Raw genomic sequence first — 26424 nt, forward strand, 5'->3', positions numbered from 1 at the left:
CCGATTGTCCCCACCGCCTGCGGCCGCGCCACAATCTCCCTGTCATCGGATGGGAAATCGGGTTCGCGAACCGGCCTCCTCCTCCGGCTTCGCGTCTCTGCCAAGAGGGCTCGGTTTCCGGTGATGGTCGCCATGATCGGTCGAACGGGAAATGACAGGTCCCGCAAAACCGAACGAAACGACCGGGGCAGGCAGATGATACTCTACCACATACCACCGCATACCCTGCCTGCCCCATTCCCGTCTCAACCATGCTGGCACAGCCGGCGTGGGTTAAACTGATGTCGGCAGACGTCTACCGCCCCGCCTTCTCCCGCAGCATATGGATGATGGACGAAAAATCCTCTCCGGCATGACCGGCTCTTTCGAATTCGGCATAGAGATCCGTTGCGTGCTGCCCGAGCGGCGTGGCGGCTCCCGTCTGCCGCGCCGCCTCCTGCGACAGTTGCAGATCCTTCAGCATCAGCGCCGCCGCAAAACCCGGTCTGTAGTCGTTATTGGCAGGCGATGTCGGCACCGGGCCGGGCACCGGGCAGTAGGTTGTCAGAGACCAGCACTGACCGGACGAGGTGGACGCAACATCGAACATCGCCTGGTGCGAAAGGCCAAGTTTTTCCGCAAGCCCGAAGGCTTCGCAGACGCCGATCATGGAAATGCCCAAGATCAGGTTGTTGCAGATCTTAGCAGCCTGGCCCGCGCCATTGCCGCCGCAATGCACGATCTTCCTTCCCATCGCCGCGAGGATCGGCTGACCGAGTGCGAAGGCCTTGTCCGAACCGCCCACCATGAAGGTCAGCGTGCCGGCGGAAGCCCCGGTCGTGCCGCCCGAAACCGGCGCATCGAGCGAAATGCAGTTCATCACGGACGCCAGCTTATGCGCCTGCCTTGCGCTTTCCACGTCCACGGTGGAGCAATCGATCAGCAGCGTGTCTTCTGCGACCAGGGTGGTGAGATCGGTCCAGACGGCGACGACATGCTGTCCCTTCGGCAGCATGGTGATCACGCATTCGGCGTCGCTCACGGCTTCCGCAAGCGAACTGGCCGGCGTAACGCCGCCTTCGGCAGCCAACCGGATCGAGGCTTCGGACAGGTCGAAGCCCCGCACCTCATGACCCGCCTTCACCAGATTGCCGGCCATCGGCCCGCCCATATTGCCGAGTCCCACGAACGCGATCTTCGTCATCCAGTCTTCCCCCCTCACCTGTCAGAGCCGGTGCTCCGCAAACAGCGCCGGATGACCGACCGCAAGATAGCGGTCCAAATCCTCCTGCCCGACATCCTCCAGCCGCGCAGGCGACCATTTCGGATCTCGATCCTTGTCTATGATCGCCGCACGCACGCCCTCGTAGAAATCATGGTGCTTCAGAATTTCCTCCGCAACAGTGAACTCCCGTTCAAGGCATTCCACAAGGCTTGAACTGTCGCGTCCGAGGCGCAGCAGCCGGAGCGTCAGCTTGAGGCTAGTGGGCGACCGCCTGGCGAGCGCTTCCCGCGTGGTTCTGGCGAATTCTGCGGTCTCCCTTTCGAGCGCTGCCACGATTTCCTCCACCGTGTCGAAACCGAAACAGCGATCGATCAGATCCTGCTCACCGCCCAGCCGGCTTTCACCGGGTGCAACGGCAAATCGGTCCAGCACCGCCCGCACGTCCGCATCGGCTGCGCCGGGTTCCATGGCCCCCAGAGCATGAACCAGGTCCGGCAACCGCTCCGAGGGCACGCATATATCCGCCAGACGGGAATGGATGGCGTCTGCCGGCCCAACCGTCTCTCCCGTCAATCCGAGCCAGGTTCCGGTCTCGCCCGGCGCCCGCGGCAGAAGCCAGGTTGCGCCCACATCCGGCACATAGCCGATGCCGGTTTCCGGCATGGCGAGCCGGGTACGCTCGGTGACGATGCGGTGCCGCCCATGCGAGGCGACGCCGACGCCGCCGCCCATCACGATTCCATCCATCAGCGCCACATAGGGTTTAGGATAATGCGCGATCCTGTGGTTGATCGGAAACTCCTCCCGCCAGAAGCGGGTGACATCGGGGTCGCCCGCCTTGCCGAGCTGGTGGATGACGCGGATATCGCCGCCTGCGCAGAGCCCGCGTTCTCCCTCGCCCGTCAGGATCACCATCGATACCGTGTCATCCTGCGCAAACCTGTCGAGCGCCGGTTTCATCAGCCGCACCATGGCAAGGTTCAGGCTGTTCAGCGCCTTCGGCCGGTTGAGCCGGATCACGGCAGCCGAACCGATGCGGTCGAACAGCACCTCATCCGTCTGGCTTGCGGTATCGGTCATACCTGCCCCCTCCCCTCTGACGCTATCGATTGTCCGCCAGGATCATCTCGGCCGCCTTTTCGGCGATCATGATCGTTGGCGAATTCGTATTGCCAGACACTATATTGGGCATGATCGAAGCATCGGCGATACGCAACTTTCCAAGCGCCCGCATTTTCAGGCGCGGATCCACCACGCTATCGGGATCGGCCCCCATGCGCGCCGTCCCGACCGGATGGAAGATCGTTGTGCCGATCTCGCCCGCCGCCTTTTCCAGCTCCTCATAGCTGCCGTAATTCGGGCCGGGCCTGTATTCCACCGGGTGGTAACGGGAGAAGGCCGGCTGCCTCACGATCTCGCGGGTCAGTCTGATGGAACGAACGGCAACGTCGCGGTCGGCTGGCGCCGAAAGATAGTTCGGACGGATTGCCGGCGCCGCGGCGAAATCCGGACTTTTCAGATGCACCGAACCCCGGCTTTCCGGCCTCAGATTGCACACGCTCGCCGTCATGGCCGGGAAGAGATGCAGGGGATCGCCGAACTTGTCGAGCGACACCGGCTGCACGTGATATTCGAGATCCGGCATCTCCTTGTCCGGCCCGGAGCGCGTGAAGATACCGAGCTGGCTGGGCGCCATCGACATCGGCCCGGAGCGGCGCAGGGCATATTCGAGCCCGATCGCCGCCATGCCGAGCAGGCGGGACGCCTTCTCGTTGAGCGTGGGAACGCCGGTCACCTTGTAGACCATGCGCAGTTGCAGATGATCCTGCAGGTTTTCGCCCACGCCCCTCACCTCCTTCACCACGTCGATGCCCGCCCCCTGCAGGACGTCGCCGCGACCGATGCCGGAGAGTTCGAGAATATGCGGCGTGCCGATCGCGCCGGCGGAGAGAACGGTTTCTAGGGCGGCATAAGCCCGCTTCGCCACCCCGTCATGGCGGAACTCGACGCCCTTCACCTCGCCGTCCTCGACGATGAGGCGCTGCACATGCGCTTTGGTGACGACCTCAAGGTTCGGCCGCTTCATCGCCGGCTTGAGAAAGGCCTTGGAGGTGTTCCAGCGGATGCCGGACTTCTGGTTGACGTCGAAATAGGAGGACCCTTCGTTACTGCCGCGGTTGAAGTCCTCGATCTTGGGAATGCCCGCCTCGGCCGCTGCCTCTTGAAAGGCATCGAGCACCGCCCAGCGCACTCTCGATTTCTCGACCCGCCATTCGCCGCCCGCGCCGTGCATCTCGTCGGCGCCCTTGTAGAAATCCTGGGATTTCCGGAAGAGTGGCAGCACGTCGTCCCAGCCCCAGCCCGTGCATCCCATCTGCCGCCACAGATCATAATCGCGCGCCTGACCGCGCATATAGATCATGCCGTTGATGGAAGAGCAGCCGCCGAGGATCTTGCCGCGCGGATAGACGAGCGAGCGGCCATTCAGCCCCTCCTCCTTCTCCGTGGTGAAGCACCAGTCGGTGCGCGGATTGTTGATGCAGTAGAGATAGCCGACCGGGATATGCACCCAGTGGTAATTGTCGTTGCCACCTGCTTCCAGGATCAACACGCGGTTCTTCGGGTCCTGCGACAGCCGGTTGGCCAGCACGCAACCCGCGCTGCCGGCCCCGATGATGATGTAGTCGTAGGTGTTCATTGCCTAGAATGTCCGCATGGGCCGCATACTTCCCTCATTCCTGTGCTCGTCACAGGAATCCAGTGCGCCCAAGTCCTTGGGCGCGGAGGACCCTTTCGCGCATCGCAGGAAAAGTCGTTTTCACGGCGCAGACGCGCCGTGGCTGGATTCCTGTGACAAGCACAGGAATGAGGGAAGGCTGAGTGGCCCGCCATCAAAAGCACTACCGCCTGTGCTCGAAGCCGAGCTTGCGCCCGAGCCGCGAGGCGTAGAATTCGCCGATGATCCCACGGCGGAAGAGCAGCACGCAGACCATGAAGACGACGCCCGTGACGATGGTGACCGGGAATTGCGAGGTCGCCAGATAGTTCTCGAGCGTCACCACCAGTCCCGCACCGAAGATCGGCCCGATCAGCGTACCGATGCCGCCGAGCAGCGTCATCAGGATCACCTCGCCCGACATCTGCCAGGCCACATCCGTCAGCGTCGCGAACTGGAAGACCAGCGCTTTGACGCCGCCCGCCAGGCCCGCCAGCGCCGCCGACATGACGAACGCGCCGAGCTTGTAGCGGGCGACAGAATAGCCGAGCGACACGGCCCGCTGTTCGTTCTCGCGGATCGATTTGAGGATCATCCCGAACGGCGAGTTGATGAACCGCCATATGACCAGCATGCCGATCAGGAACACCGCCAGGACGAAGTAATACATGTTGGTCGAGCTGTTCAGATCGATTAAGCCGAACAGATGACCCCGCGGCACGGACTGGATGCCATCCTCGCCATGGGTAAAGCTCGCCTGCAGGCAGAAGAAGAAGAACATCTGTGACAGCGCCAGCGTGATCATCGCGAAGTAGATGCCCTGTCGGCGGATCGCGAAGAAACCGACAATGAGGCCGAGCCCGGCCGCGCCGGCAACGCCCACGAGCACGCCCAGCTCCGGCGACAGCCCCCATTCCTTGACCGCATGGGCGGTGAAATAGGCAGCACCGCCGAAGAAGGTGGCATGCCCGAAGGACAGGAGACCGGTATAACCAAGCAGCAGGTTGAAGGCGCAGGCAAACAGCGCGAAACACAGCAGCTTCATCAGAAAGATCGGATAGAAGAAGGCCGGCGCAATGATCAGCAGGACAAGCCCGATGATCAGGAAAGCCGCAAAGGTCCTGGAGGCGGTGCCGGCTCGCTCAGTCCTGGGCTTGGCGGGCGCGTGAATGATTTCGCTCATGTCACGCATCCCGTCCGAAAAGGCCCGCCGGCCGGATCAGCAGCACGATCGCCATGATCACGAAGATCACGATATTGGAAGCCTCCGGATAGAAGACCTTGGTAAGGCCCTCAGCGATGCCGAGCATATAGCCGGTGAGGATCGCCCCCATGATCGAGCCCATGCCGCCAACGACGACCACGGCAAACACGACGATGATGATGTTCGAGCCCATCAGCGGCGACACCTGGTAGACGGGCGCCGCGAGCACGCCGGCAAAGGCCGCAAGTGCTGCGCCCAGCCCATAGGTGAGCGTCAGCAGCAGCGGCACGTTGACCCCGAAGGCCTGCACCAGAACCGGGTTCTCGGTGGCGGCGCGCAGATAGGCGCCGAGCTTAGTCTTTTCGATCAGCAGCCAGGTGCCGATGCAGGCAGCGAGCGAGATCACCACCACCCAGCCGCGGTAGATGGGTAGGAACATGAAGCCGAGATTGATGCCGCCGGCCAGTTGCGGCGGAACCGTATAGGGTTGGCCCGACGACCCGTAGAGATAGCGGAACGTACCCTCGATAGTCAGCGCCAGGCCGAACGTGAAGAGCAGGCCGTAGAGCGGGTCGAGATCGTAGAGCCGCGACAGCATGGTCCGCTCGATGATGGCGCCGAACAGCCCGACGATTAGCGGTGCGAGGATCAGCGCGAACCAGTAATTGATGCCGAAATACTGGAGCAGCAGCATCGCCACGAAAGCGCCCAGCATATATTGCGCGCCGTGGGCGAAATTGATCACCCTGAGCAGGCCGAAGATGACCGCCAGCCCCAGGCTGAGCAGCGCATAGAAGGACCCGTTGATCAACCCGATCAGCAGCTGCCCGAGAAAGGCCTGCAACGGGATGCCAAAGATCATCGTCATGGATGGCTCCACTTGGCGATTGGGCAGAGGGAGCGCCTCAGTCTTAACCCTCCCCCTTGTGGGGAGGGTGGCCGGCAGGCGGGAGGGGTTTCCTCACGGAGCCAAAACCAATCCCCACAAGGGGGAGGGCTTAACCAAGCCGAACCGACAAGGCTCAATTGGGGCCGGCGGTTGAGGCGGGTCTTCTCCCCCCTTGTGGGGGAGATGCGGCGCACAACTCTCCCGCCCTCATTCCTGTGCTTGTCACAGGAATCCAGCCAGCCCAAGTCCTTGGGCTGAAGAGAGCCTGTTACCGCGCAGACGCGCGGTTGCTGGATCCCTGTGACAAGCACAGGGATGAGGGCGGTGAGATTTCTATTCCGGCTGCAAAAACCCCCTCTGGCCTGCCGGCCATCTCCCCCACAAGAGGGGAGAAAATTTGTAGCACCCTTCCAGCCCAATGGCACAGAAACGGTGCGGCGGGTTAAGCCCCTCCCCCCTGTGGGGAGGGGCTGGGGCGGGGTTTGGCTTTTCAAGATCACACCCATCCTCACACCCCCAGCACCTTGTTGAGCATGTCCATGCGCTGCGGCAGTTCCCCGACCGGGAATTCGGCCACCATCTTCCCGTGATCCATCAGGTAGAAGCGGTCGGCGATGCGGCTGGCGAAGCGGAAATTCTGCTCCACCAGAAGCACGGTCATGCCCCGCGCCTTCAGGGTCTTCAGTACCTCGCCGATCCGCTGGACGATGACCGGCGCCAGTCCTTCGGTCGGCTCGTCCAGAATGAGCAGCCTGACCCCGGTGCGCAGGATGCGGGCGATCGCCAGCATCTGCTGTTCGCCGCCGGAAAGCTTGGTGCCGGGGCTCGCGCGGCGCTCCTTCAAGTTGGGAAACAGCGCGTAGATCTCCTCGAGCGGCATGCCGCCCTCTGCCACCACCGGCGGCAGCATCAGGTTTTCCTCCACTGTCAGCGTCGAGAAGATGCCGCGTTCCTCCGGCACAAAGCCCAGCCCCGCATGCGCCGTCCGGTGCAGCGGCACGCTCAACATATCCTTGCCCGCAAAGCGAATTTCGCCCTTACGCTCGCGGATGATGCCCATGATCGTGCGCAGTGTCGTGGTTTTCCCGACCCCGTTGCGGCCCAGGATGGTAATCGTCTCGCCCTCGTCGACCGTCATGTCGACGCCGTGCAGAACATGGCTTTCGCCGTACCACGCATTGAGATTGGAGACCTGCAGAAGTGGTTGCACCATCACGCCTCCTCCGTGCCCATATAGGCGAGCCTCACCCGTTCGTCCTGAGCCACGGTCTTGTAATCGCCCTCGGCCAGGATCTCACCGCGCTGAAGCACGGTGACACGGTGGCAGATATCCGCAACGACCGAGAGGTTATGTTCCACCATCAGCACGGCGCGGGTTTTCGCCACCTCGCCAATGATGCCGGAAATCGTGCCGATATCCTCCTGCCCCATACCGGCCATCGGCTCGTCCAGCAGCAGCACCTTGGGATCGAGCGCCAGCGTCGTGGCGATTTCCAGCACGCGCTTGCGCCCATAGGAAAGGTCGGCGGCCAACGCATTGCGCTCCCGCTTCAAGCCCACGGCTTCGATCAGTTCGTCGGCCCGCGCGTTTAGCCGCTCGAGAGAGGCCAGCGGCAACCAGAACTGCGTCGAGAGCCCGCCCGGCCGCTGCAACGCCACCCGGACATTGTCCAGCACTGTCAGATGCGGAAACACGGCCGAGATCTGGAAGGACCGCACCAGTCCCATGCGCGCCACCTTGTCGGCCGGCGTCCGGGTGATATCCTTGCCCATCAGTGTGATCGTGCCACCCGTCGGCTGCAGGAATTTGGTGAGCAGGTTGAACACGGTCGTCTTGCCGGCGCCGTTCGGGCCGATCAGCGCATGCACCTGCGCGTCCTGCACGTCGAGATCCACGTCCTTCACGGCCGCAAAGGCACCGAAACTCTTGGTGAGGCCACGGGCGGACAGGACCACCCGCGGCTCCTCATGCGTCGATGTCATGGCCGCAGCCATTACTTCACCAGATCGCAGCCGCTCTTGGCGGGGTCGATATAGGCTTCCTTGCCGGGAATGGTGGCGAGCACGTTGAAATAGTCCCACGGCTCCTTGCTCTCGGCCGGCTTCTTGACCTGCAGCAGGTACATGTCGTGGATCATCCGGCCATTGGCGCCCACCGTGCCGCCGCGGGCGAAGAAATCGTCCACCGGCATTTCGTGCAGCGCCTTGGCAACAGCTTCCGTATCGTCCGTGCCGGCTTTCTGCACGGCCTTCAGATACTGCAGCACGGCGGAATAGGTGCCGGTATGGATCATGTTCGGCATCTTCTTGGTGCGCGCGAAGAACTTCTTGGCGAACTCGCGGCTCTTGTCATCGAGGTTCCAGTAATAGCCTTCGGTCAGCGTCAGGCCTTGCGCTGCCTCGAGCCCCAGCCCGTGCACTTCCGCCAGCGTGAAGAGCAGCGCCGCCAGATGCTGGCCGCCCTGGGTGATGCCGAATTCCGAGGCCTGCTTGATGGCATTTGCGGTGTCAAGACCGGCATTGGCAAGGCCGATGACCTTGGCGCCGGACGACTGCGCCTGCAAGAGGAAGGACGAGAAGTCGCTTGTCGATAGCGGATGGCGCACCGAGCCGAGGATCTTGCCGCCGCTCGACTTGACGTAATCGCCGGTCTGTTGCTCCAGCGAATAGCCGAAAGCATAGTCGGCGGTCAGGAAGAACCAGCTATCGCCGCCTTGCTTTACCAGAGCGCCGCCGGTGCCGACCGCCAGCGCATGCGTGTCATAGGCCCAGTGGAAGCCGTAAGGGCTGCAGGCCTTGCCGGTCAGGTCCGTGGTGGCTGCGCCGGTCACGATGTCGATCTTCTTCTTTTCCTTGGCGACCGACTGCACGGCCAGCGCCACAGACGAGGTCGTCAACTCCATGATCGCATCGACCTGCTGGGTGTCGTACCATTGGCGGGCAATGTTGGAGGCGATATCGGCCTTGTTCTGGTGGTCGGCATCGACGATTTCCACCGGCACGCCCAGCACCTTGCCTCCGAAATCCTCGACGGCCATCCTGGCAGCCTCGACCGACGATTTGCCGCCGAAATCGGCATAGACGCCGGACTGGTCGTTCAGGATGCCGATCTTCACCTTGCCGTCCGACGCGGCCCCCGATGCAGTTTGTGCAAATGCCGTGCCGCTCGCCAGCAATAGAGCAAGCGAGGCCAGAACTGTCTTCCGCATGATGTCTCCTCCCAGAGATTGCAGAGCGCCAATAGCGCGAGTCTGTTCAAATTTGGCAGGCCGCCCTCCTCAAAGCAGCCCCTCCGAAGGCTATGGTTCAGGAAAACATGCGTTGACGCAAGCAGCCGCCGCTTATTAATTGCAAACAGCATCTGTGCATTTTTGAACACAACGAGCGATCAGGCATGGGCAGCGCAAACACAATCGCCAATTTCACCTGGGACGACCTTCAGTATTTCCTGGCGGTCGCCCGCACCGGCCAGTTGTCCATGGCGGCGCGGCACCTGCGCAGCAGCCACGCCACCGTCTCGCGCCGCATCGACCGGCTGGAATTCGCGCTGAAGGTCAAGCTGTTCGAGCGCAATCCGCGCGGCTACGTGCTGACGGCGCTTGGCCAGCGCTTCGTGGAAACAGCCGAGCGCATGGAGATGGAGACGGACAGGCTGCAGGCGGATATCACCGCAGGCGCAACGGCCCATCGCGGCGTGGTGAGGTTGAGCGCGCCGGAGGGCTTTTCCAACTTCTTCTTCACCCACCATATCGGCGACTTCAGCGCCAGACACCCCAACCTCTCGCTCGAACTGGTGACGATTCAGCAGATCATGTCTCTGTCGCGCAAGGAGGCGGACATTGCCGTCATGCTGGACCCGCCAAAAGCCGGCCCCTACAGCATCGAGAAGATCACCGACTACAGGCTGAGCGTCTACGGGTCGAAGACCTATCTGGCCGGCAAGCCGCCCTTGCGGCGTCGCGAGGAGCTGCTCGATCACCCCTTCATCGGCTATATCGAGGACATGATCTTCGCGCCGGGTCTGGATTATCTCGGCGACCTGCATCCCGGCATCAAGCCGCGATTCCAGAGCTCGAGCATCTTTGCCCAGCTGACCGCGACGCTGAACGGGCTTGGCCTCTGCGTGCTGCCGCATTTCATCGCCCGGCATCAGCCGGAACTGCAGATCGTGCTCGGCGAAGACGTCCAGCTCACCCGGCATTACTGGCTGGTGCAGCACCGCGACTTCATCGGCATTCCGCGACTACGTGCCGTGGCCGATTACATCGTGGCCACGGTCGAGGCCAATGCAGAGGCTTTCCTGCCCACCCGCAGCGGCGGATAACATTGGCTGGAGGGTTACTCCGCTGCCATCGGCAGGATCGACGCGCCGCTATCCGTATCATTTTCCGCCACAGGCTTGTCCTTCCTGTTCTTCGGCTCCTGGCCGAAGAACAGCGCATAGCCGGCTGGCAGCACCAAGATGGTCAGCACGGTGGCAACCAGGATGCCGCCCATCATTGCATAGGCGAGCGGTCCCCAGAACAGGCCGCGCGAGATCGGGATCAGCGCCAGCACGGCGGTGAGCGCCGTCAGCATGATCGGCCGGAAACGGCGGATGGCAGCGCCGATAATCGCCTCCTGCCGTTCCATGCCGATAGCAATATCCTGGTCGATCTGGTCCACGAGGATGATCGAGTTGCGGATGATGATGCCGAGCAGCGCGATCACTCCGAGAATGGCCACGAAACCGAAGGGAGCGCCGGTGATCAACAGCGCCATGGCGGCCCCGATGATGCCGAGCGGACCGGTGGCAAGAACCAGAAGCGCCTTGCCGAAGTTCTGGAGCTGCACCATCAGCAGCAGCAGGATGACCAGCAGCATGATCGGCGCCTTGGCGGCGATGGAATTCTGGCTTTCGGCCGCATCCTCCGCCCCGCCCTGGATTTCCACCCGGTAGCCGGCCGGCAGCGCCGCCCTCAGGTCCGCCATGCTGTTGTAGAGGTTGAGCGAAACCTGGGTCGGCTCGACGCCATCGGGCAGAGTTGCCTTGACGGTAATGGTCGGCAGGCGGTCGCGACGCCATTCGATCCCCTGTTCCAGCACCGGCACGAGCTTGGCGACCTGTGAGGCAGGCACGAAGCCGCCAGAATCGGTGGGGATATAGACGGATTGAATTGCCGACAGCAGGCCGCGCGTGGCCGCAGGCTCCCGAACCACGACCGAAACCGTCTCTTCACCTTCGCGGAAATTGCCGATCGGCGCGCCTGACGCGGCTGTCTGCAACATCTGGCGGACGCGCTGCGAGGTGACGCCGAGCGCCCGTGCGCGATCCTGGTCGATCACCAGCTTCATCGCCGGCACCGGCTCCATCCAGTCCTCATGGATGGCACCAAGCAGCGGCTGTTGCTGGTAACGGTCCTTGACCTGATCCGCGATGCGGCGGACCTGATCCTTGTCCGGTCCGGTCACGCGCATCTGCACCGCCCAGCCGACAGGCGGGCCGAGGAAAAGGCGATCCACCTTGCCGCGCACGGTCGGGAAATCTTCCGCCAGGATCTTGCGCAACTTGACGATCATCCGCTCGCGCTCGGCAAGCCCCTTGGTCATCACGAGAAGCTGCGCGTAGTTCGGGTTGCGCAATTGCTGGTCGAGCGGCAGGAAGAAGCGCGGCGCGCCTTCGCCGATATAGGTGGCGACGAAACTCTTGTCCGGATCCGGAAGGATGCGATCCTCCAGCGCCTTGGCCTGACGCTCCACTTCCTTGATGCTGGTGCCTTCCGGCAGCCACATATCGACCAGCACTTCCGGCCGCGACGATTGCGGGAAGAAGCTCTGCGGGATGAACTGGAACGCATAGAGGCTTCCGCCAAAGACGCCAAGCGTGGCCAGCAGCACGATGATCCGGTGGCGCACCGCCCAACCCACCGTGCCGCGCAGGCGACGATAGAAGCGGGTGTCGTAGGGATCGTGATGCGTGCCCGCATGCGCCCGCTGCTTCAAGATCATATAGCCGAGCCAGGGAGTGAAATAGACGGCGACGAACCAGGAGGTAACGAGCGCGATGCCGACCACGTAGAAAAGCGAACGCACATATTCGCCGGCCGTCGATGCGGCAAAGCCGACGGGGATGAAGCCCGCCGTGGTGATCAGCGTTCCGGTCAGCATGGGGAAGGCCGTGGAGGAATAGGCGAAGCTTGCGGCGTCGAGGCGCTCCAGCCCCTCTTCCAGCTTGCGCTCCATCATCTCCACCACGATCATCGCGTCGTCGACCAGCAGGCCGAGCGCGATGATGAGCGCGCCGAGCGATATGCGCTGCAGCTCGATGCCCAGATAATACATGATCGCCAGGGTCGCGGCGAGCACCAGCGGAATGGCGATCGCAATCACGATGCCGGAGCGCCAGCCGATCGAGATAAGCGACACGACGAGCACGATCACCAGCGCCTCTATCAGCGCCTGGGTGAATTCGCCCACGGCCTCCGTCACCACCTCAGGCTGGTTGGAGATCTGCTCCACCGACACGCCGAGCGGCAGCGTCTGCTGGAAGCGTGCATAGGTCTCTTCGACACTTTTGCCGACATCGGTGACCTTGAAGCCCTTGGCCATGACCACGCCGATCTGGACGCTGTCCTGACCGTTGAAGCGGAACTTGCGCTGGAAGGGATCTTCCAGGCCTCGGTCCACCTTGGCGATGTCGCCGAGGCGGATGACCTGGCCTCCGGTGCGGATGCGCAATTCGCGGATTTCCGCCGGCGTGGTGACGCCGCCTTCGACGGATATCCGCACGGAACGTTCCGCCGTCTCGACGCTGCCGGAGGCATCGACGGCGTTCTGGCCGGCAAGCGCGTTCTGGAGGTCGAGCACCGTGAGGCCACGCTCGGCCAGGGCCTTGGACGAGACGTCTATGAAGATCTTTTCCGGCTGGTCGCCGAGGATGACAGCCTTTTCCACGCCGGGCGTGGCGATCAGCATGTCGCGGGCCTGGATGGCGAACTGCTTCAGCTCCGGATAGGTGAAGCCCTGGCCGCTGATCGAGTTGAGCGTGATATAAGTGTCGCCGAACTCATCGTTGAAATAGGGTCCGAGCAGGCCGGACGGCAGATCCTGGCTGATGTCGCCGATCTTCTTGCGCACCTGGTAGAAGGCATCCGCCACATCCTGGGAGGTCGTGTCGCCCTTGATCTGGATGGTGGTGATCGACACGCCGGCACGCGTATAGGATTTGACCCAGTCGAGATGGGGCGTTTCCTGCAGCTTGCGCTCGATCTTGTTGACGACCTGGTTCTGCATGTCGTCGATCGAGGCGCCCGGCCAGACCGCCTGCACCACCATGACGCGGAAGGTGAAGTCCGGGTCTTCCTTCTGGCCCATGTTCATGATGCCGAGGGCACCCATGACGATGATGAGGCCGAACAGGAAGCGGGCGATGCTGGGATGTCCGATCGCCCAGCGCGACAGGTTGAAGGCCTGCTTCTGCGAAGGGTTCGGAGGGGACGGAAGGTTATGCGATGCCATGCTGATGATCCCTCGCTTGCCTTCAATCCCGCACGGATGCCGTGCTGAGACTATTGACGTTACCGAAGCGCGAGCTGACCGTCTCAGGCAGTCTCACCTTCATGTCATCCTTCATGAACTGCGTACCGGCGGACACGACGAGATCGCCAGCGGCAAGCCCCTTGGTGACGCGCACGCCATCGTCGGAGAAATCCGCAACCTCGATGGGGCGGGAGCTGACCGTGCCTTTATCCTTGTCCACGACCCAGATGATCGGCTGGCCGTCCTTCTTGGCGAGCGCCGCGAGCGGAATGGAATAGGCCGGGGTCATGTTCTCCGTTGGCGCTTCGATGGTCGCCGTCATGCCCAGGAGAACCCGCGGGTCCTCCGGCACGCTGACGCGGACCGAAAATGTGCGAGATTGCGCGTCGGCACTGCCGGCTACTTCGCGAACCTTTCCGTCGAGCACCAGATCGGCGCTGGACCAGAAGCGTGCCGTGACGCCCTTGCCCGGCTTGAACTGCGGAATGTCCCCTTCAGGAACCGCGATCAGCACCTCCTTGGCGCCATCCATGGCAACGGTGAGAATAGGTGTGCCGGCGCTGACCACCTGGCCGCGATCGGCGCTGACAGCGGTCACGATGCCGCTCTTGTCGGATTTGAGTTCCGTATAGGCCGCCTGGTTGCGGGCCTGATCCAGCGCGGAGGCAGCCGATTCGAGGCTTGCTGCCGCCTTGTCGCGGGTCAGGCTTGCCTGCTCCAGGTCGGACTGGGAGGTGATGTTCTTGGCATTGAGCGACTGCGCGCGGCGATAGGCAAGCTCGCTGATGTCGGCCTGCTTCTGCGCAGCCGAAAGATCGGCCTCCGCCTGGCGCACTGCCAGCTGCAGATCGGTCGGATCGAGACGGGCAAGCACCATGTCCGACGTGACACGGTCCCCGACATCGACGGAACGCTCGGTTATCTTGCCGGCAACGCGGAAACCGAGGTTCATTTCCGTGCGGGCTTTGACAGAGCCGGAATAGACGAGGACGCGGCCATGATCCAGGCCGGAGATCTCGGTCACCTTGACCGGCCGCACCGGATCGGGCGCCTCGGCCTTCTTCTCCTCCGAGCAGGAAACGAGCGCCAGAAAGGCGGCGGCGAGGGCAACGCCCTTCAAAAGAACCCGATATTGTCCGTTTGCAGATAAAGGCATAGTCCCCACTCCATGTGGCGGGTTAACGATGGCGCCGCGCGCCGGCTGTTATTTCAAAGCCCGAAGGCCGAATTCTATGAGATCTTCCGGCGTACTGATCCTGCTTTTCGCCAGGCATTTGGCAACCAGCTGCGGGTGACAGAGAATGACCGTTGCCGACATGAAGCATTCCGCAGCAAGCGCCGGCTCCTGTTCGCGAAACTCGCCGGCGGCAATGCCCTCGGTAATCATCCGCTCGACGAGCAGACGAAGTCGCTCGATATGGGCTTCGATCACCGGCCAATTCTGCTCGATGGCCACCACAACCATCTCGTGGACCTTCTTTTCATCCAGCATGGTATCGACAGTGATCTTGAACTGACTAAGCGTAAAATCCTTGAGCCGCTCGGAGGCGCTCGCCTTGCGATCGGCGACTGAAACCGCGGCCTGATAGCTCGCCTCCATCATGCGATGAGCAAGGGCGTGGTGAATATCTGTCTTGGACGAAAAGAACCGGTAAATATTGGCCGACGACATGCCAAGATCCCGCGCTATGTCTGCGACATTGGTTTTGGCGTAGCCGTAATGCTTGAACAGCCGCTCTGCCGCATCGAGAATACGGCAGACATTTTCCCGCCGCGCTGCTTCTGCAACCTGTTCCTGCGTCATGCCAGCCTCAGAAGTCGCTTGTTTACGAGTGACGTTTTTCATATTTCGTCATTCGTAAACTTTACGCATCTACAAGTCAACGGCTTCCGCCGAGTCCGGCAAAAAATTCGGCAGATTCATCCGAATTTTGGGAACCGGATCAGAAATCAGACATTGTATCAGATGGCTGAGGACGCTGGGCCGCCGGGGATACTTGATGAGCATGCCGCAGACCGAAACCACGTTGCTCGATGAGGAACGTTATCGTCTTCTTGTGGACGCCATTACCGACTACGCAATTTACATGCTCGACCCGACCGGCAGGATCGCCAGCTGGAATCCCGGCGCTCAGCGCTTCAAGGGTTACGAGGCGCCCGAGATCCTTGGCGAGCACTTTTCCCGCTTCTATACCGAAGAAGACAAGCTGATCCACCTGCCGGAGCTGGCATTGCGCACGGCGGCGACCGAAGGACGGTTCGAGAACGAAGGTTGGCGCGTCCGCAAGGACGGCACCCGATTCTGGGCGCATGTCATCATCGATCCGATATGGGATCGATCCGGTCAGCTTCTGGGCTTTGCCAAGGTCACCCGTGACCTGAGCGAGCGAAAGAATGCGGAAGCCGAGATCAAGCGCAATCGGGACCAGTTCGAGATCCTCGTCCAGGGCGTCATGGATTACGCCCTCTATATGCTCGATCCGAACGGCTATGTCAGCAATTGGAACGCGGGCGCCGAGCGCATCAAGGGTTACCGGGCAGACGAGATCGTCGGCAAGCATTTCTCGCAGTTCTACACCGAGGAAGACCGGGCCAATGGCGAGCCCGCCAAAAGCTTGGAGACGGCGCTCCGCGAAGGCCGGATGGAAAAAGAAGGCTGGCGTCAGCGCAAGGACGGCACCCGGTTCTTCGCGCATGTGGTGCTGGATGCGATCCGCAACGACAAGGGCGAGATCATCGGCTTCGCCAAGGTAACGCGTGACATCACCGAGAAGGTGGAGGCGCAGAAAGCGCTTGCCAAGGCCCGCGAGGATCTCTTCCAGTCGCAGAAGCTGGAGGCCATCGGCCAGTTGACGGGCGGCATCGCCCACGACTTCAACAACCTGTTGATGGCCATACTCGGCAGCCTGGAAATGCTGCGCAAGCGCATGCCTGACGATCCTGCGCTGACCCCGCTTCTCGAAAACGCCATTCAAGGCGGAGAACGCGGCGCAGCCCTTACCCAGCGCATGCTCGCTTTTTCCCGCCGCCAGGAACTGAACATCAAGGCCATCGACCTGGGCGACCTTGTCCGGGGCATGATGGATTTCCTCCAGCGCTCGCTGGGATCTTCCGCCAGGATAGAGACGCGCATTCCGCCCTACAACGCGGTGGTCGTGACCGATCCCCTCCAGCTCGAGACCGCGCTGCTGAATCTGGTGGTCAACGCCCGCGACGCCCTTGCCGGTGAAGGAACGATCACGATCGGGATCGATGAACACGATGTCACGGCCGAAGGCGGGTTCTTGAAGCCGGGCCGCTACATTCAGTTTTCGGTGGCAGATACCGGCGAAGGAATGGATGTGGAAACCGTGAACCAAGCCACCACACCGTTCTTCACGACCAAGGGTGTGGGCAAGGGAACGGGGCTTGGCCTTTCCATGGTCCAGGGACTGACGGAGCAATCCGGCGGCAAGCTGCATATCGACAGCAAGAAGGGCCAGGGCACGACCGTCTCGCTCTTCCTGCCGCGGGCGGAGGAAGGGGTCATTCCGGCTGAAGAGGAACCTGTGCATCAGCCAAACTCCGATGCGCCGCCGAAGACGCTGAACGTGCTGGCCGTGGACGACGACGCCCTCGTCCTCATGAACACGACCCTGATGCTGGAGGATCTCGGCCATCGGGTGACGGAGGCCTATAGCGGCACCGAGGCGCTGGACCTCCTCCACGGCAACGAGATCGAGTTCGATCTCGTCATTACCGACCATTCCATGCCGAAAATAACGGGATCGGAGCTAGCCTCGGAAATTGCCAGGCACTGGCCACATCTGCCCGTCATTCTCGCCACGGGCTATGCGGAGCTTCCTCCAGGCGGCGATGCCAAGCTGCCGCGGCTTCCCAAGCCCTTTTCGCAGGCACAATTGCAGGATATCGTCGCGGCAGTGATCGGGACCCGCACCCTGAACAAATGAGACCCCATCCGCGTTCTCTACGGGGTCCAACCGGGAGAACCAGCACATGGTCTACAAACATCAGCATTTTCATGAGACGACGCCGGAGGTGGAGACGGAGTTTCCGCCCGCAGCTGTACTCGAAGGCGCGGTATCTGACGCGCTTGCATCGGCTGGCGGCATCGACGCGACGGACGTGACGGTCACCGCCACCGGATCGGTGATCACGCTTGCCGGCAGCGTCCTCCAGACGGCCGAGATTACCCGTGCCGAAGAGGTCACTCGCAGTGTGCCGGGCGTGACGGAGGTTCGCAACAGCCTCGATGCCAAGACGAACATCAACGAGGCGCGCGGGATCTGAGACCTATACGATTGAAAACAGGAAGGCCCGGCGCTCATCGCGCCGGGCCTTCGCATTTTCAAGTGAGTGCTGCCTTACCGAGGCAGCGCATAGGCGATGACGTAATCGCCAGGCTTCGTGCCGATCGAGCCGTGACCGCCAGCCACCATGACCACGAACTGCCGCCCATCCTCCACAGCATAGGTCATCGGCGTGGACTGGCCGCCCGCCGGCAGGCGCGCTTCCCACAATTCCTCGCCATTGGTCAGGTCGTAGGCCCGCAGGTAGTTATCGACGGCGGCACCCAGGAAGGCGATCCCGCCCTTGGTGATCATCGGGCCGCCAATGCCGGGCACGCCCACCTTGAAGGGCAGCGGCAGCGGCGTCATGTCGTGGACGGTGCCGTTCCTGTGCTTGTAGGCGACCTTGCCGGTGCGCAGGTCGGCGCCGGCGACATAGCCCCAAGGCGGTGCCTGGCAGGGAATGTTCAGCGGGCCGAGGAAGGGACCCATATAGACGCCGTATGGCGCGCCGTCGTTACGGTTGAGGCCTTGCTCGCTACCCTTCTCGCCCTGGCCCTTGGCCGGCACGTCGGCGCGAGGCACCAGCTTCGAGGTGAAGGCGAGATAGGTCGGCATGCCGAACATCACCTGACGCTCCGGATCCACCGCGACGCTGCCCCAGTTGAACGTACCGAAATTGCCGGGATAGATGATCGAGCCCTGCAGCGACGGCGGCGTGTAGCGACCATCATACTTGTACTGATGGAACCAGATGCGGCACACCATCTGGTCGAACATGGTGACGCCCCACATGTCGTGCTCCTTGAGCCGATCCGGCTTGAAGCTGAGCGCCGATGTGGGCTGCGTCGGGGCCGTACGGTCCTCGGGAATCGCGCCGCCCGGCGCCGGCTCTTCGGTGATGGGCAGGATCGGCTCGCCGGTGCGGCGATCGAGCACATAGATATCGCCTTGCTTGGTCGGACCGACCAGGGCCGGCACGACGCTGTTGTCCGGCTTGGTGATGTTGAGGAGTACGGGCTGGGCCGGCACGTCCATGTCCCACAGGTCGTGGTGGACGAACTGGCGCACCCATTTATCGGCGCCGGTATTGAGGTCAAGCGCCACGATGGAGGACGAATATTTCTCCACATTCTCGCTGCGGTTCATGCCGAGCTGGTCGGGCACCTGATTGCCGAGCGGAATATAGACAAGCCCCATATCCTCATCGACGCTGAACACGGACCAGCTGTTTGGGGAGTTCGTGGTATAGGTCTGGCCCGGCTGGAGCGGCTGGATCTGGCTCGGGTTGCCCGAATCCCAATTCCAGACGAGCTGCCCGGTATTGACGTCATAGGCGCGAATGACGCCCGACTGTTCCTGGGTCGAATAGTTGTCGTTCACCGCACCGCCGATGATGATCTTGTTGCCGGCGATGGCAGGCGGCGAGGTCGAGTAGTAGTAGCCGGCCGGATCGAACTTCATGCCGGCTTCCAGATGCAGCGTGCCCTTGTCCGCAAACGATGGGCAGACCTGACCATTGGCGGCATCGAGCGCGATCAACCGCGCGTCGGATGTCGGCAGATAGACCCGTTCGGCGCAGGCGCTGCCGGGTGCGGCAGCCTGATCCTTGTAGTAGCTGACGCCGCGGCAGGTCTGATGCTGACGATCCGGGTTCATGCCGGAATTGGCGTCGAACTTCCACTTTTCCTTACCCGTCGTCGCATCGAGCGCGATGGCGAGGTTGTGCGGCGTGCAGACGTAAAGCGAATCGCCAATCTTGAGCGGCGTGACCTGATAGGTGGTCTCGCCCACGTCGTCCGGCCGCTTCACGTCGCCCGTCTGGTAGCGCCAGACCTCCTTGAGGTTGGCAACGTTATCGACCTTGATCTGGTCGAGAGGCGAATAGCGCTGGCCGAAGGGCGTGCGACCGTATTGGTGCCAATCCCCATTGGGCACATTGCCGCCAAGGGCGGGTGCCGCGGCCACCGCTTGTGTCGGGAGGTCGCCGCTCTGGTCGTAAGGGTCGAAGAACATGGACAGAATTGCGACGGCGACAGAGATCACGACGCTGATCGCCAACGGCACGGCACTTGCACCATAGCGGATGCCGCTGGGGCTCTGGAAGCCGAGCGGCCGGCGGATCCACGGCGTCAGGAGCCAGATGCCGAGCACGATGACGACGCCACCTCGCGGGCCAAGCTGCCACCAGTCCAGGCCGACTTCCCAAATCGCCCAGATGAGCGAAACGACGACGATCCCCGCATAGACATGCAGCGCGACGCGCTTGCGAAGAAACAGCAGAATGGCCGTCAGCACGAAGGCCAGGCCGCAAATGAGGTAGTAGGCACTGCCGCCGAGCATCAGCAGCTGCCCGCCGCCAATCGCCAGAGCGAGACCTATCAGCGTGAATATGACCGCAGTAATCTTGATAGCCATAATGAAACCCCGTCCGATGAAAAACGTGAAGTGTGCATAGCTCACGGAAACCCGCGGCTTCAACACTATCGGCGGAACAAAGTTCCAGCCCGCTTCGTCGCCCCCGTAAATTCTTCGGAACACTCCGGTGATGACCGGGGTTCTGTACCTTCACGTGGTTGGTAGTGTCGGGCACTTAGCATACCGAGTTATCGATCTGCCCGCCCGAAAAGCAGCGAAGTCGCCAGGGGCGGACCCACCACATTCAATTCCCGATTTGAATAAGATCACCGATCATCTGGAGCAGGCATGGCATACGAACTTTATTACTGGGACGGCATTCAGGGCCGCGGAGAATTCGTACGGCTGGCTTTGGAGCAGGCGGGCGCCGATTATATGGACGTGGCCCGCACCGGGTCCGGCACGCAGAAGATGATGGAATACATGCAGGGGCGCCACGGGAACCTGAAGACGCCGTTTGCGCCGCCCTTTCTGCGAGACGGCGACCTCGTCATCTCCCATGTCGCCAACATCCTGCATCATCTGGCCCCGAAGCTGGACCTTGTGCCTTTAGACGAAGGCTCCCGCATCTTCGCCAACGGCTTGCAACTGACCATCACCGATTTCCTGATGGAGGTGCACGACACCCACCACCCGATCAGCACGGCAGATTATTACGAAGACCAGCGCAAGGAAGCCAAGGACCGCAGCCGGGCCTTCCTGAAAAACAGAGTCCCGAAATTCATCGGCTACTTCAATCGGCTGATCGAGGCCAACTCCTCGCACGGCGGCTACATTTTGGGCGAAAAGCTGACCTACGTGGACCTTTCGCTTTTTCAGGTGGCGGAGGGGCTGGCCTATGCCTTTCCCCGCGCCATGGACGATTTCGAAAAGAATTATCCGCATGTAGCAGCGCTCAAGGAAGACGTCCGCGCCCTGCCACGGATCGCCGCCTATCTGAAATCCGACCGGCGGCTTGCCTTCAACGAGAGCGGCATCTTCCGCCGTTACCCGGAACTGGACCAGGATCCGGCCTGAACTGGCCCAAGAAAATGGCCGGCATGACGCCGGCCGATTGCATGGATGGAGCGTAAAGCCGAGCCCGCTTCGTTCAGCTTTCCTCCTCACCGAGTTCCTGCAGGATGTGGTGGCGGGCGCGGTTGAGGCGGCTCTTCACCGTACCGACGGCGCAGTTGCAGATTTCAGCCGTTGCCTCGTAGCTTTCGCCGAGAATGGCCACCAAAGTGAGGACCTCGCGATAATGCGGAGGCAGCTTCTGCAACGCTCGCTGCACCTCCTTGGCGCGCGCGGAAATCTCCTGCGTTGCTGCCATTGGCGTATCGCCCGATACATTCTCCTCCACGCCAGGCGCCTCGCGGCCCAGCACCTTGGCGCGCGTATAGAATGTATTGCGCATGATCGTGAACAGCCACGACTTCAGCTTCGTCCCGGGCTCGAACTTGTCGAGATTGGCCAGGGCCTTCATCAGCGTTTCCTGGACGAGATCGTCCGCATCCGTAGGATTGCGGCAGAAGGTGCGGGCAAAGGCGCGCAGAGCCGGGATGAGCTTCACTATGTCTGCACGTGCAGGATCACCATTCAACTGTGATTCAGACACCGTTGCCTACCTCTCCTGAGTCTCTATGGCGGGAATTGACGGTGGCAAACGCACGCCCTGTGGATTTGGTTCCGCTAATCTGAACAGCCCGTTCATGTCTGAAACGGAACAAAGAACTACCCGCATCGGTTGATAGGGCTTTCACGGAGTATCGATCGTGGCACCGCGTGCAAACTGGAAAGGCTACCTTAAAGTCGGCGAGCTGAGCTGCCAGGTGGCGCTCTATACGGCCGCCTCCACATCCGACCGCGTCAGCTTCCATATCGTCAATCGCGAGACCGGCCATCGCGTCCACCGCCAGATGGTGGATGCCGATACGGGTCACGAGGTCGAAGCCGAAGACATCGTCAAGGGCTATGAGGTTTCGAGCGGCCAATACGTGTTTCTGGAGCCGGACGAGATCAAGGCGGCGGTGCCCGAAAGCGACAAGACGCTTGAACTCGATACCTTCATTCCCTGCAACGGCGTGGATACGACCTATATCGACCGTCCTTATTACCTGGCACCGGTGGACAAGCCCTCGGCCGACGTCTTTGCGCTCATCCGCAAGGGTCTGCAGGAAAAGAGCGTTGCGGCGCTTGCCCGCACCGTTCTCTTCCGGCGGCTGCGTACGGTGTTGATCCGCCCCACCGAAGACGGCCTCATCGCCAGCACCCTGAACTACGATTACGAGGTGCGTCCGGCCAAGGAGATTTTCGCCGACATCAAGGATTTCGAGATCGAAGGCGAGATGCTCGACCTCGCCCGGCACATTATCGACACCAAGCGCGGCAAGTTCGATCCGACCAAATTCGACGACCGCTACGAGACGGCGCTGGCCGAGCTGATCCGCGCCAAGATCGAAGGCCGCAAGATCAAGAGAAAGCCGGCGCCCGAACCGAAGAAGGTGTCGAACCTGATGGAAGCGCTGCGCGAGAGCATCGGTGGTGCATCGCCGCCACCCGGAACGAAGCCCGCAGCAAAGAAGACAGCGCCGAAAAAGGCCGCCTCCGAAAAGAAACCCGTATCTCGCAAGACCGCCGCTCCGCAGAAAAAGGCAGGCTGACATGGCGCTCGAACTCTACAACCAGAAACGCAATTTCGAAGTGTCGCCCGAGCCTCGCGGCCAGAAGGCAAAGCAAAAGGGCAACAGCTTCGTCATCCAGAAGCACGACGCCACGCGGCTGCACTACGATTTTCGGCTGGAGATGGACGGCGTGCTGAAGAGCTGGGCCGTAACTAAAGGGCCAAGCCTCGTGCCCGGCGAAAAACGCCTTGCCGTGCATGTGGAGGACCACCCGCTCGACTATGGCGGCTTTGAAGGCATGATTCCGGAAGGCAATTACGGTGCAGGCGCGGTCATGCTCTGGGACCGTGGCAGCTGGGAGCCGATCGGCGATCTGCAGAAGGCCTACAAGAAGGGCCATCTCGAGTTCGAGCTGAAGGGCGAGAAGCTGCATGGCCGCTGGCATCTGGTGCGGATGGGACACCGGGAAGGCGAGAAGCGCGAGAACTGGTTGCTCATCAAGGCCGAGGACGAGTTCGCCCGAGCAGAAGACGAAAAGGACATACTGGAGGAGCTGCCGCTATCGGTTTCGACGGGTAAGACGCTCGAAGACATCTGGGGCAACACCAAACCCGCAAAAAAGGCGCGGGCCTCAAAGGCCAGATCCACGCCTGCAACAGCCCCGAAAGCCACCGCCACGCCATCGATGAAAGGCGCGAAGAAGGCCGACATGCCCGAATTCGTGGAGCCGCAGCTTGCGACGCTGGTTAAGAGCGCGCCGTCGGGCAAGCGCTGGCTTCACGAGATCAAGCTCGATGGCTATCGGCTGCAGGCACATATAAAGGCCGGCGAGGTCAAACTCCTCACCCGAACCGGCCTCGACTGGACGCACAAGTTCGGTGAGGACATCACCGCCGAACTGGCCAAGCTGCAGGCGCAGAGCGCGATCATCGATGGCGAGGTGGCCGTCCAGGGTGGCTCGGGCGCCACGGATTTTTCCCTATTGCAGCAGGATTTGAGCGAGGGGCGCAGCGACCGCTTCACCTTCTATGCCTTCGACCTTCTCTATCTCGACGGGCAGGATGTGACCGGCGCGCCGCTGGAGACGCGCAAGGAGGCGCTGGCGGCGCTTCTGGCCGGCAGCGGCCCTGCCCTGCACTATAGCGAGCATTTCGGCGATGAAGGCGGCCTTGTGCTCAAACATGCCTGCCGCCTAAGCCTTGAAGGCATTATTTCCAAGATCGCCGACGCGCCCTATCGCGCCGGCCGTGGGCGCGACTGGGTCAAATCCAAATGCTCGTCGCGTCAGGAATTCGTAGTAGCGGGCTATGTCCCCTCCTCCGTCAACAGCAAGGCAATCGGCTCTCTGGTTATGGGTTATTACGAGAAGGGCAAGCTGCGCCATGCAGGTCGCGTCGGCACCGGATATTCGAATGTGGTGGCACAATCCCTGTTCAGGGATCTCGACCAGATCCGGGTCGGCAGGAGCCCGTTCGATGAAAAGCTCGCCAGCATCGAAAAGAAGGACGTCGTCTTCGTGGAGCCCATCAAGGTCGCGGAAGTCGAGTTCCACGGCTGGACAGCCGATGCGCATATCCGTCATGCTTCCTTCCGGGGTTTGAGGGAGGACAAGCCCGCCAAGGAGATCGTACGGGAGGGAACTGTGGTGAGCGACACGCCCGAGGAAGCCAAGCCCATCAAGCGCACCGTGGAACTGACCCATCCCGACCGCGTCTACTGGCCCGACGCCGGCGTCACCAAAGGCGGCCTTGCGGATTATTATGCGCAGGTCTGGCGGCTGATGGCGCCATATATCGTCAACCGGCCACTCTCTCTTGTTCGAGGGCCGGACGGCATCGGCAAGCCGCTTTTCTTCCAGAAACATGGCTGGAAGGGTATGAACAAGAACATCCTCCTGAAGCCTGATCCTACCGATTTCAAGGAAGAGGATGTCACCATCCGCGATTTCGACGGCCTGCTGGGCCTCGTTCAGGGCGCCACGCTGGAGATCCATCCCTGGGGCTCGACCCTGGACGATTGGGAAAAGCCGGACATGGTCAATATCGACCTCGACCCGGGTGATGGCGTCTCCTGGGCTGAGACGATCGCCGCCGCCCACGATGTCAAGCGACGCTTCGAGGAAATGGGGCTGGTCGCCTTCGTGAAGACATCGGGCGGCAAAGGCCTCCATGTCGTGGCGCCGGTGAAGCCCAAGGCGGAATGGCCGGACGTCAAGGCCGCCATGAAGGCACTGGCGGACAGCATGGCCGGCGACGATCCTGACAAATATGTCTCGACCATCACCAAGTCGAAGCGCCAGGGCAAGATCCTCATCGACTACCTGCGCAATGGGCGCGGCGCGACAGCGGTCGCTCCCTATTCCACCCGCGCGAGACCAGGCGCTCCGGTTTCCATGCCGGTCGCCTGGGATGAACTCGGTGGCGCCATCGGCCCGAACTATTTTACAGTGAACAATGCGCCGGCGCGCATCGCCCAGATGGCAAGCGATCCCTGGAGCGATTTCCGGAAAGCCGAAGCCCCGATCGAGTTCAAGGGGAAGAGCAACGGCAAGAAGCGGTAGAGGTTTAGCCCCCTCTGGCCTGCCGGCCATCTCCCCCCTTGGGGGAGAACACTCGTGGCGCTCTCTCGCTTTACCTTCAGCGGTTCGACTGGTTAAGCCCTCCCCCTTGTGGGGAGGGTGGGGAGGGCCTTGCTTTTTTAAGAGCGTTTCAGGGCAAAATTGAACCGTTCTACTTCCGTGACGGTTTGCGCTCTGCCTCCAGGCTCTTCTTGAGAGCGGCGGTAATGTCGATGACGTTGTTGGTTCGGGCCGGCGCCTTGTCTTTCTCCTCGGCCTTCTTCTTCGTCTTGCGGCCTTTCTTGCGCTCGGCAATGATATCCAGCAAACGGTCCTGAACCGGATCGTCCACCATGCTCGGTTTCCACTTTTCGCTGCGTTCGTCGATGATCTTCTTCATCATCGCCAGGTGCTTCGCATCCGGTTTCCCGTTGGGAAGGTCGGCGGCATATTCGTCGCCATCCCGCACCTCATCCCCGTAGCGCAACGTCCAAACGATAATGCCCTTGTCCTTGGGAAGGAGCAGCACGGCACGCTCTCGCCGGTACATGACGAGGCGTGCAATGCCGCCGGTGCCGGTTTTCGCCATGGCTTCGCGGATGACCGAAAAGGCCTCGGCGCTTACCTCGTCATCGGGCGCGAGATAATGCGGCCGGTCATACCAGATCCAGCCGACCGAGCCTTCCGGCACGAAGGTCTCGATATCGATGGTGCGCGTGCTTTCCAACCCTACATCCTCGATCTCCTCATCCTCGAACAGGACGTATTCATCCTCGCTCTTGGGATAGCCCTTGACCTGATCCTCGTCCTCGACCGCCTCGCCCGTCTCGGCATCCACATACTGGCTCAGCACCCTGTTATGGGTGTTGCGGTTGATGTTGTGGAACTTGACCTTGGAGCCTTCCGAAATCGCCGGCGTCATCGTGACCCTGCAAGTCACCAGCGACAGTTTCAGATATCCCTTCCAGAATACGCGCGGGGCCAAGGCAAGAACTCCTGTGTTTGCCCATCAACACCAGAAGCAAT

At 61.8% G+C, this 26424-nt stretch carries 20 protein-coding genes; 6 read left to right on the plus strand and 14 right to left on the minus strand.

All coding sequences use genetic code 11. The annotated features are described in order from the left end of the window. Positions 1-295: 295 nt before the first annotated feature. The 8 genes from mmsB to EPK99_RS11895 all read right to left on the minus strand — a co-directional run bounded on the left by mmsB (position 296) and on the right by EPK99_RS11895 (position 9222). Positions 296-1183 (minus strand): 3-hydroxyisobutyrate dehydrogenase, encoded by an 888-nt coding sequence (mmsB, locus tag EPK99_RS11855; protein WP_128443220.1) that lies wholly within the window; start codon positions 1181-1183, stop codon positions 296-298. Between the two features lie 21 nt (positions 1184-1204). Then, entirely contained in the window at positions 1205-2284 is a 1080-nt protein-coding gene (locus tag EPK99_RS11860; RefSeq protein WP_128443221.1) for an enoyl-CoA hydratase/isomerase family protein, read from the minus strand. A 22-nt stretch (positions 2285-2306) separates the two neighbouring features. Continuing rightward, positions 2307-3902 (minus strand): GMC family oxidoreductase, encoded by a 1596-nt coding sequence (locus EPK99_RS11865; protein ID WP_128443222.1) that lies wholly within the window; start codon positions 3900-3902, stop codon positions 2307-2309. Positions 3903-4104: 202 nt separating this feature from the next. After that, entirely contained in the window at positions 4105-5112 is a 1008-nt protein-coding gene (locus tag EPK99_RS11870; protein WP_164901757.1) for a branched-chain amino acid ABC transporter permease, read from the minus strand. After that, positions 5105-5992, minus strand: coding sequence for a branched-chain amino acid ABC transporter permease (locus EPK99_RS11875; RefSeq protein ID WP_128443224.1), 888 nt, complete (start codon positions 5990-5992; stop codon positions 5105-5107). Before EPK99_RS11875 ends, EPK99_RS11870 begins: the two co-directional genes overlap by 8 nt. Before the next feature lie 529 nt (positions 5993-6521). Next, the gene (locus tag EPK99_RS11885; RefSeq protein ID WP_128443411.1) at positions 6522-7223 is read right to left on the minus strand and encodes an ABC transporter ATP-binding protein; all 702 of its coding nucleotides are present in this window, start codon (positions 7221-7223) and stop codon (positions 6522-6524) included. Between the two features lie 2 nt (positions 7224-7225). After that, positions 7226-8008, minus strand: coding sequence for an ABC transporter ATP-binding protein (locus tag EPK99_RS11890; protein WP_128443225.1), 783 nt, complete (start codon positions 8006-8008; stop codon positions 7226-7228). Next, a complete protein-coding gene (locus tag EPK99_RS11895; protein ID WP_128443226.1) occupies positions 8008-9222 on the minus strand; it encodes an ABC transporter substrate-binding protein in 1215 nt (404 codons plus the stop codon). Before EPK99_RS11895 ends, EPK99_RS11890 begins: the two co-directional genes overlap by 1 nt. Before the next feature lie 185 nt (positions 9223-9407). Here EPK99_RS11895 and EPK99_RS11900 point away from each other — a divergent pair, with 185 nt between their 5' ends. Continuing rightward, positions 9408-10337 carry a LysR family transcriptional regulator gene (locus EPK99_RS11900; RefSeq protein WP_128443227.1) on the plus strand — a complete coding sequence of 310 codons (930 nt, stop codon included), beginning with the start codon at positions 9408-9410 and terminating at the stop codon, positions 10335-10337. A 14-nt stretch (positions 10338-10351) separates the two neighbouring features. On the opposite strand, the gene EPK99_RS11905 is transcribed toward EPK99_RS11900, so the two are convergent. Genes EPK99_RS11905 through EPK99_RS11915 form a run of 3 tightly spaced genes read right to left on the minus strand, consistent with a single transcriptional unit; the run spans position 10352 to position 15335 of the window. Further along, on the minus strand, positions 10352-13510 hold the full coding sequence (locus EPK99_RS11905; protein WP_128443228.1) for an efflux RND transporter permease subunit: 3159 nt from the start codon (positions 13508-13510) through the stop codon (positions 10352-10354). A gap of 22 nt (positions 13511-13532) precedes the next feature. Continuing rightward, complete coding sequence (locus EPK99_RS11910) at positions 13533-14687, minus strand: efflux RND transporter periplasmic adaptor subunit (protein ID WP_128443229.1); 1155 nt, start codon at positions 14685-14687, stop codon at positions 13533-13535. Positions 14688-14735: 48 nt separating this feature from the next. Further along, the gene (locus EPK99_RS11915) at positions 14736-15335 is read right to left on the minus strand and encodes a TetR/AcrR family transcriptional regulator (protein ID WP_128443230.1); all 600 of its coding nucleotides are present in this window, start codon (positions 15333-15335) and stop codon (positions 14736-14738) included. A gap of 196 nt (positions 15336-15531) precedes the next feature. On the opposite strand from EPK99_RS11915, the gene EPK99_RS11920 reads away from it, so the two are divergent. Both EPK99_RS11920 and EPK99_RS11925 read left to right on the plus strand, forming a co-directional pair. After that, positions 15532-17481: a hybrid sensor histidine kinase/response regulator gene (locus EPK99_RS11920; protein ID WP_205909088.1), complete on the plus strand. Its 1950-nt coding sequence runs from the start codon at positions 15532-15534 to the stop codon at positions 17479-17481. Between the two features lie 46 nt (positions 17482-17527). Beyond that, positions 17528-17821, plus strand: coding sequence for a BON domain-containing protein (locus tag EPK99_RS11925; protein WP_128443232.1), 294 nt, complete (start codon positions 17528-17530; stop codon positions 17819-17821). Positions 17822-17895: 74 nt separating this feature from the next. Here the strand turns inward: EPK99_RS11925 and EPK99_RS11930 are convergent, their stop codons facing one another. After that, on the minus strand, positions 17896-20238 hold the full coding sequence (locus EPK99_RS11930; protein ID WP_128443233.1) for a glucose/quinate/shikimate family membrane-bound PQQ-dependent dehydrogenase: 2343 nt from the start codon (positions 20236-20238) through the stop codon (positions 17896-17898). A 288-nt stretch (positions 20239-20526) separates the two neighbouring features. Here EPK99_RS11930 and EPK99_RS11935 point away from each other — a divergent pair, with 288 nt between their 5' ends. Then, a complete protein-coding gene (locus EPK99_RS11935; RefSeq protein WP_128443234.1) occupies positions 20527-21255 on the plus strand; it encodes a glutathione S-transferase in 729 nt (242 codons plus the stop codon). Positions 21256-21328: 73 nt separating this feature from the next. Here the strand turns inward: EPK99_RS11935 and EPK99_RS11940 are convergent, their stop codons facing one another. Then, the gene (locus tag EPK99_RS11940) at positions 21329-21835 is read right to left on the minus strand and encodes a sigma-70 family RNA polymerase sigma factor (RefSeq protein WP_245582392.1); all 507 of its coding nucleotides are present in this window, start codon (positions 21833-21835) and stop codon (positions 21329-21331) included. 154 nt (positions 21836-21989) lie between these two features. Here EPK99_RS11940 and ku (EPK99_RS11945) point away from each other — a divergent pair, with 154 nt between their 5' ends. After that, positions 21990-22880 carry a non-homologous end joining protein Ku gene (ku, locus tag EPK99_RS11945; protein ID WP_164901768.1) on the plus strand — a complete coding sequence of 297 codons (891 nt, stop codon included), beginning with the start codon at positions 21990-21992 and terminating at the stop codon, positions 22878-22880. Position 22881: 1 nt separating this feature from the next. After that, positions 22882-25401: a DNA ligase D gene (ligD, locus tag EPK99_RS11950; protein ID WP_128443236.1), complete on the plus strand. Its 2520-nt coding sequence runs from the start codon at positions 22882-22884 to the stop codon at positions 25399-25401. 169 nt (positions 25402-25570) lie between these two features. On the opposite strand, the gene ku (EPK99_RS11955) is transcribed toward ligD, so the two are convergent. Then, positions 25571-26383, minus strand: coding sequence for a non-homologous end joining protein Ku (gene ku, locus EPK99_RS11955; protein WP_128443237.1), 813 nt, complete (start codon positions 26381-26383; stop codon positions 25571-25573). Positions 26384-26424 lie beyond the last annotated feature (41 nt).

The sequence above is a fragment of the Neorhizobium lilium genome (genome assembly GCF_004053875.1).
Lineage (GTDB): Bacteria > Pseudomonadota > Alphaproteobacteria > Rhizobiales > Rhizobiaceae > Neorhizobium > Neorhizobium lilii.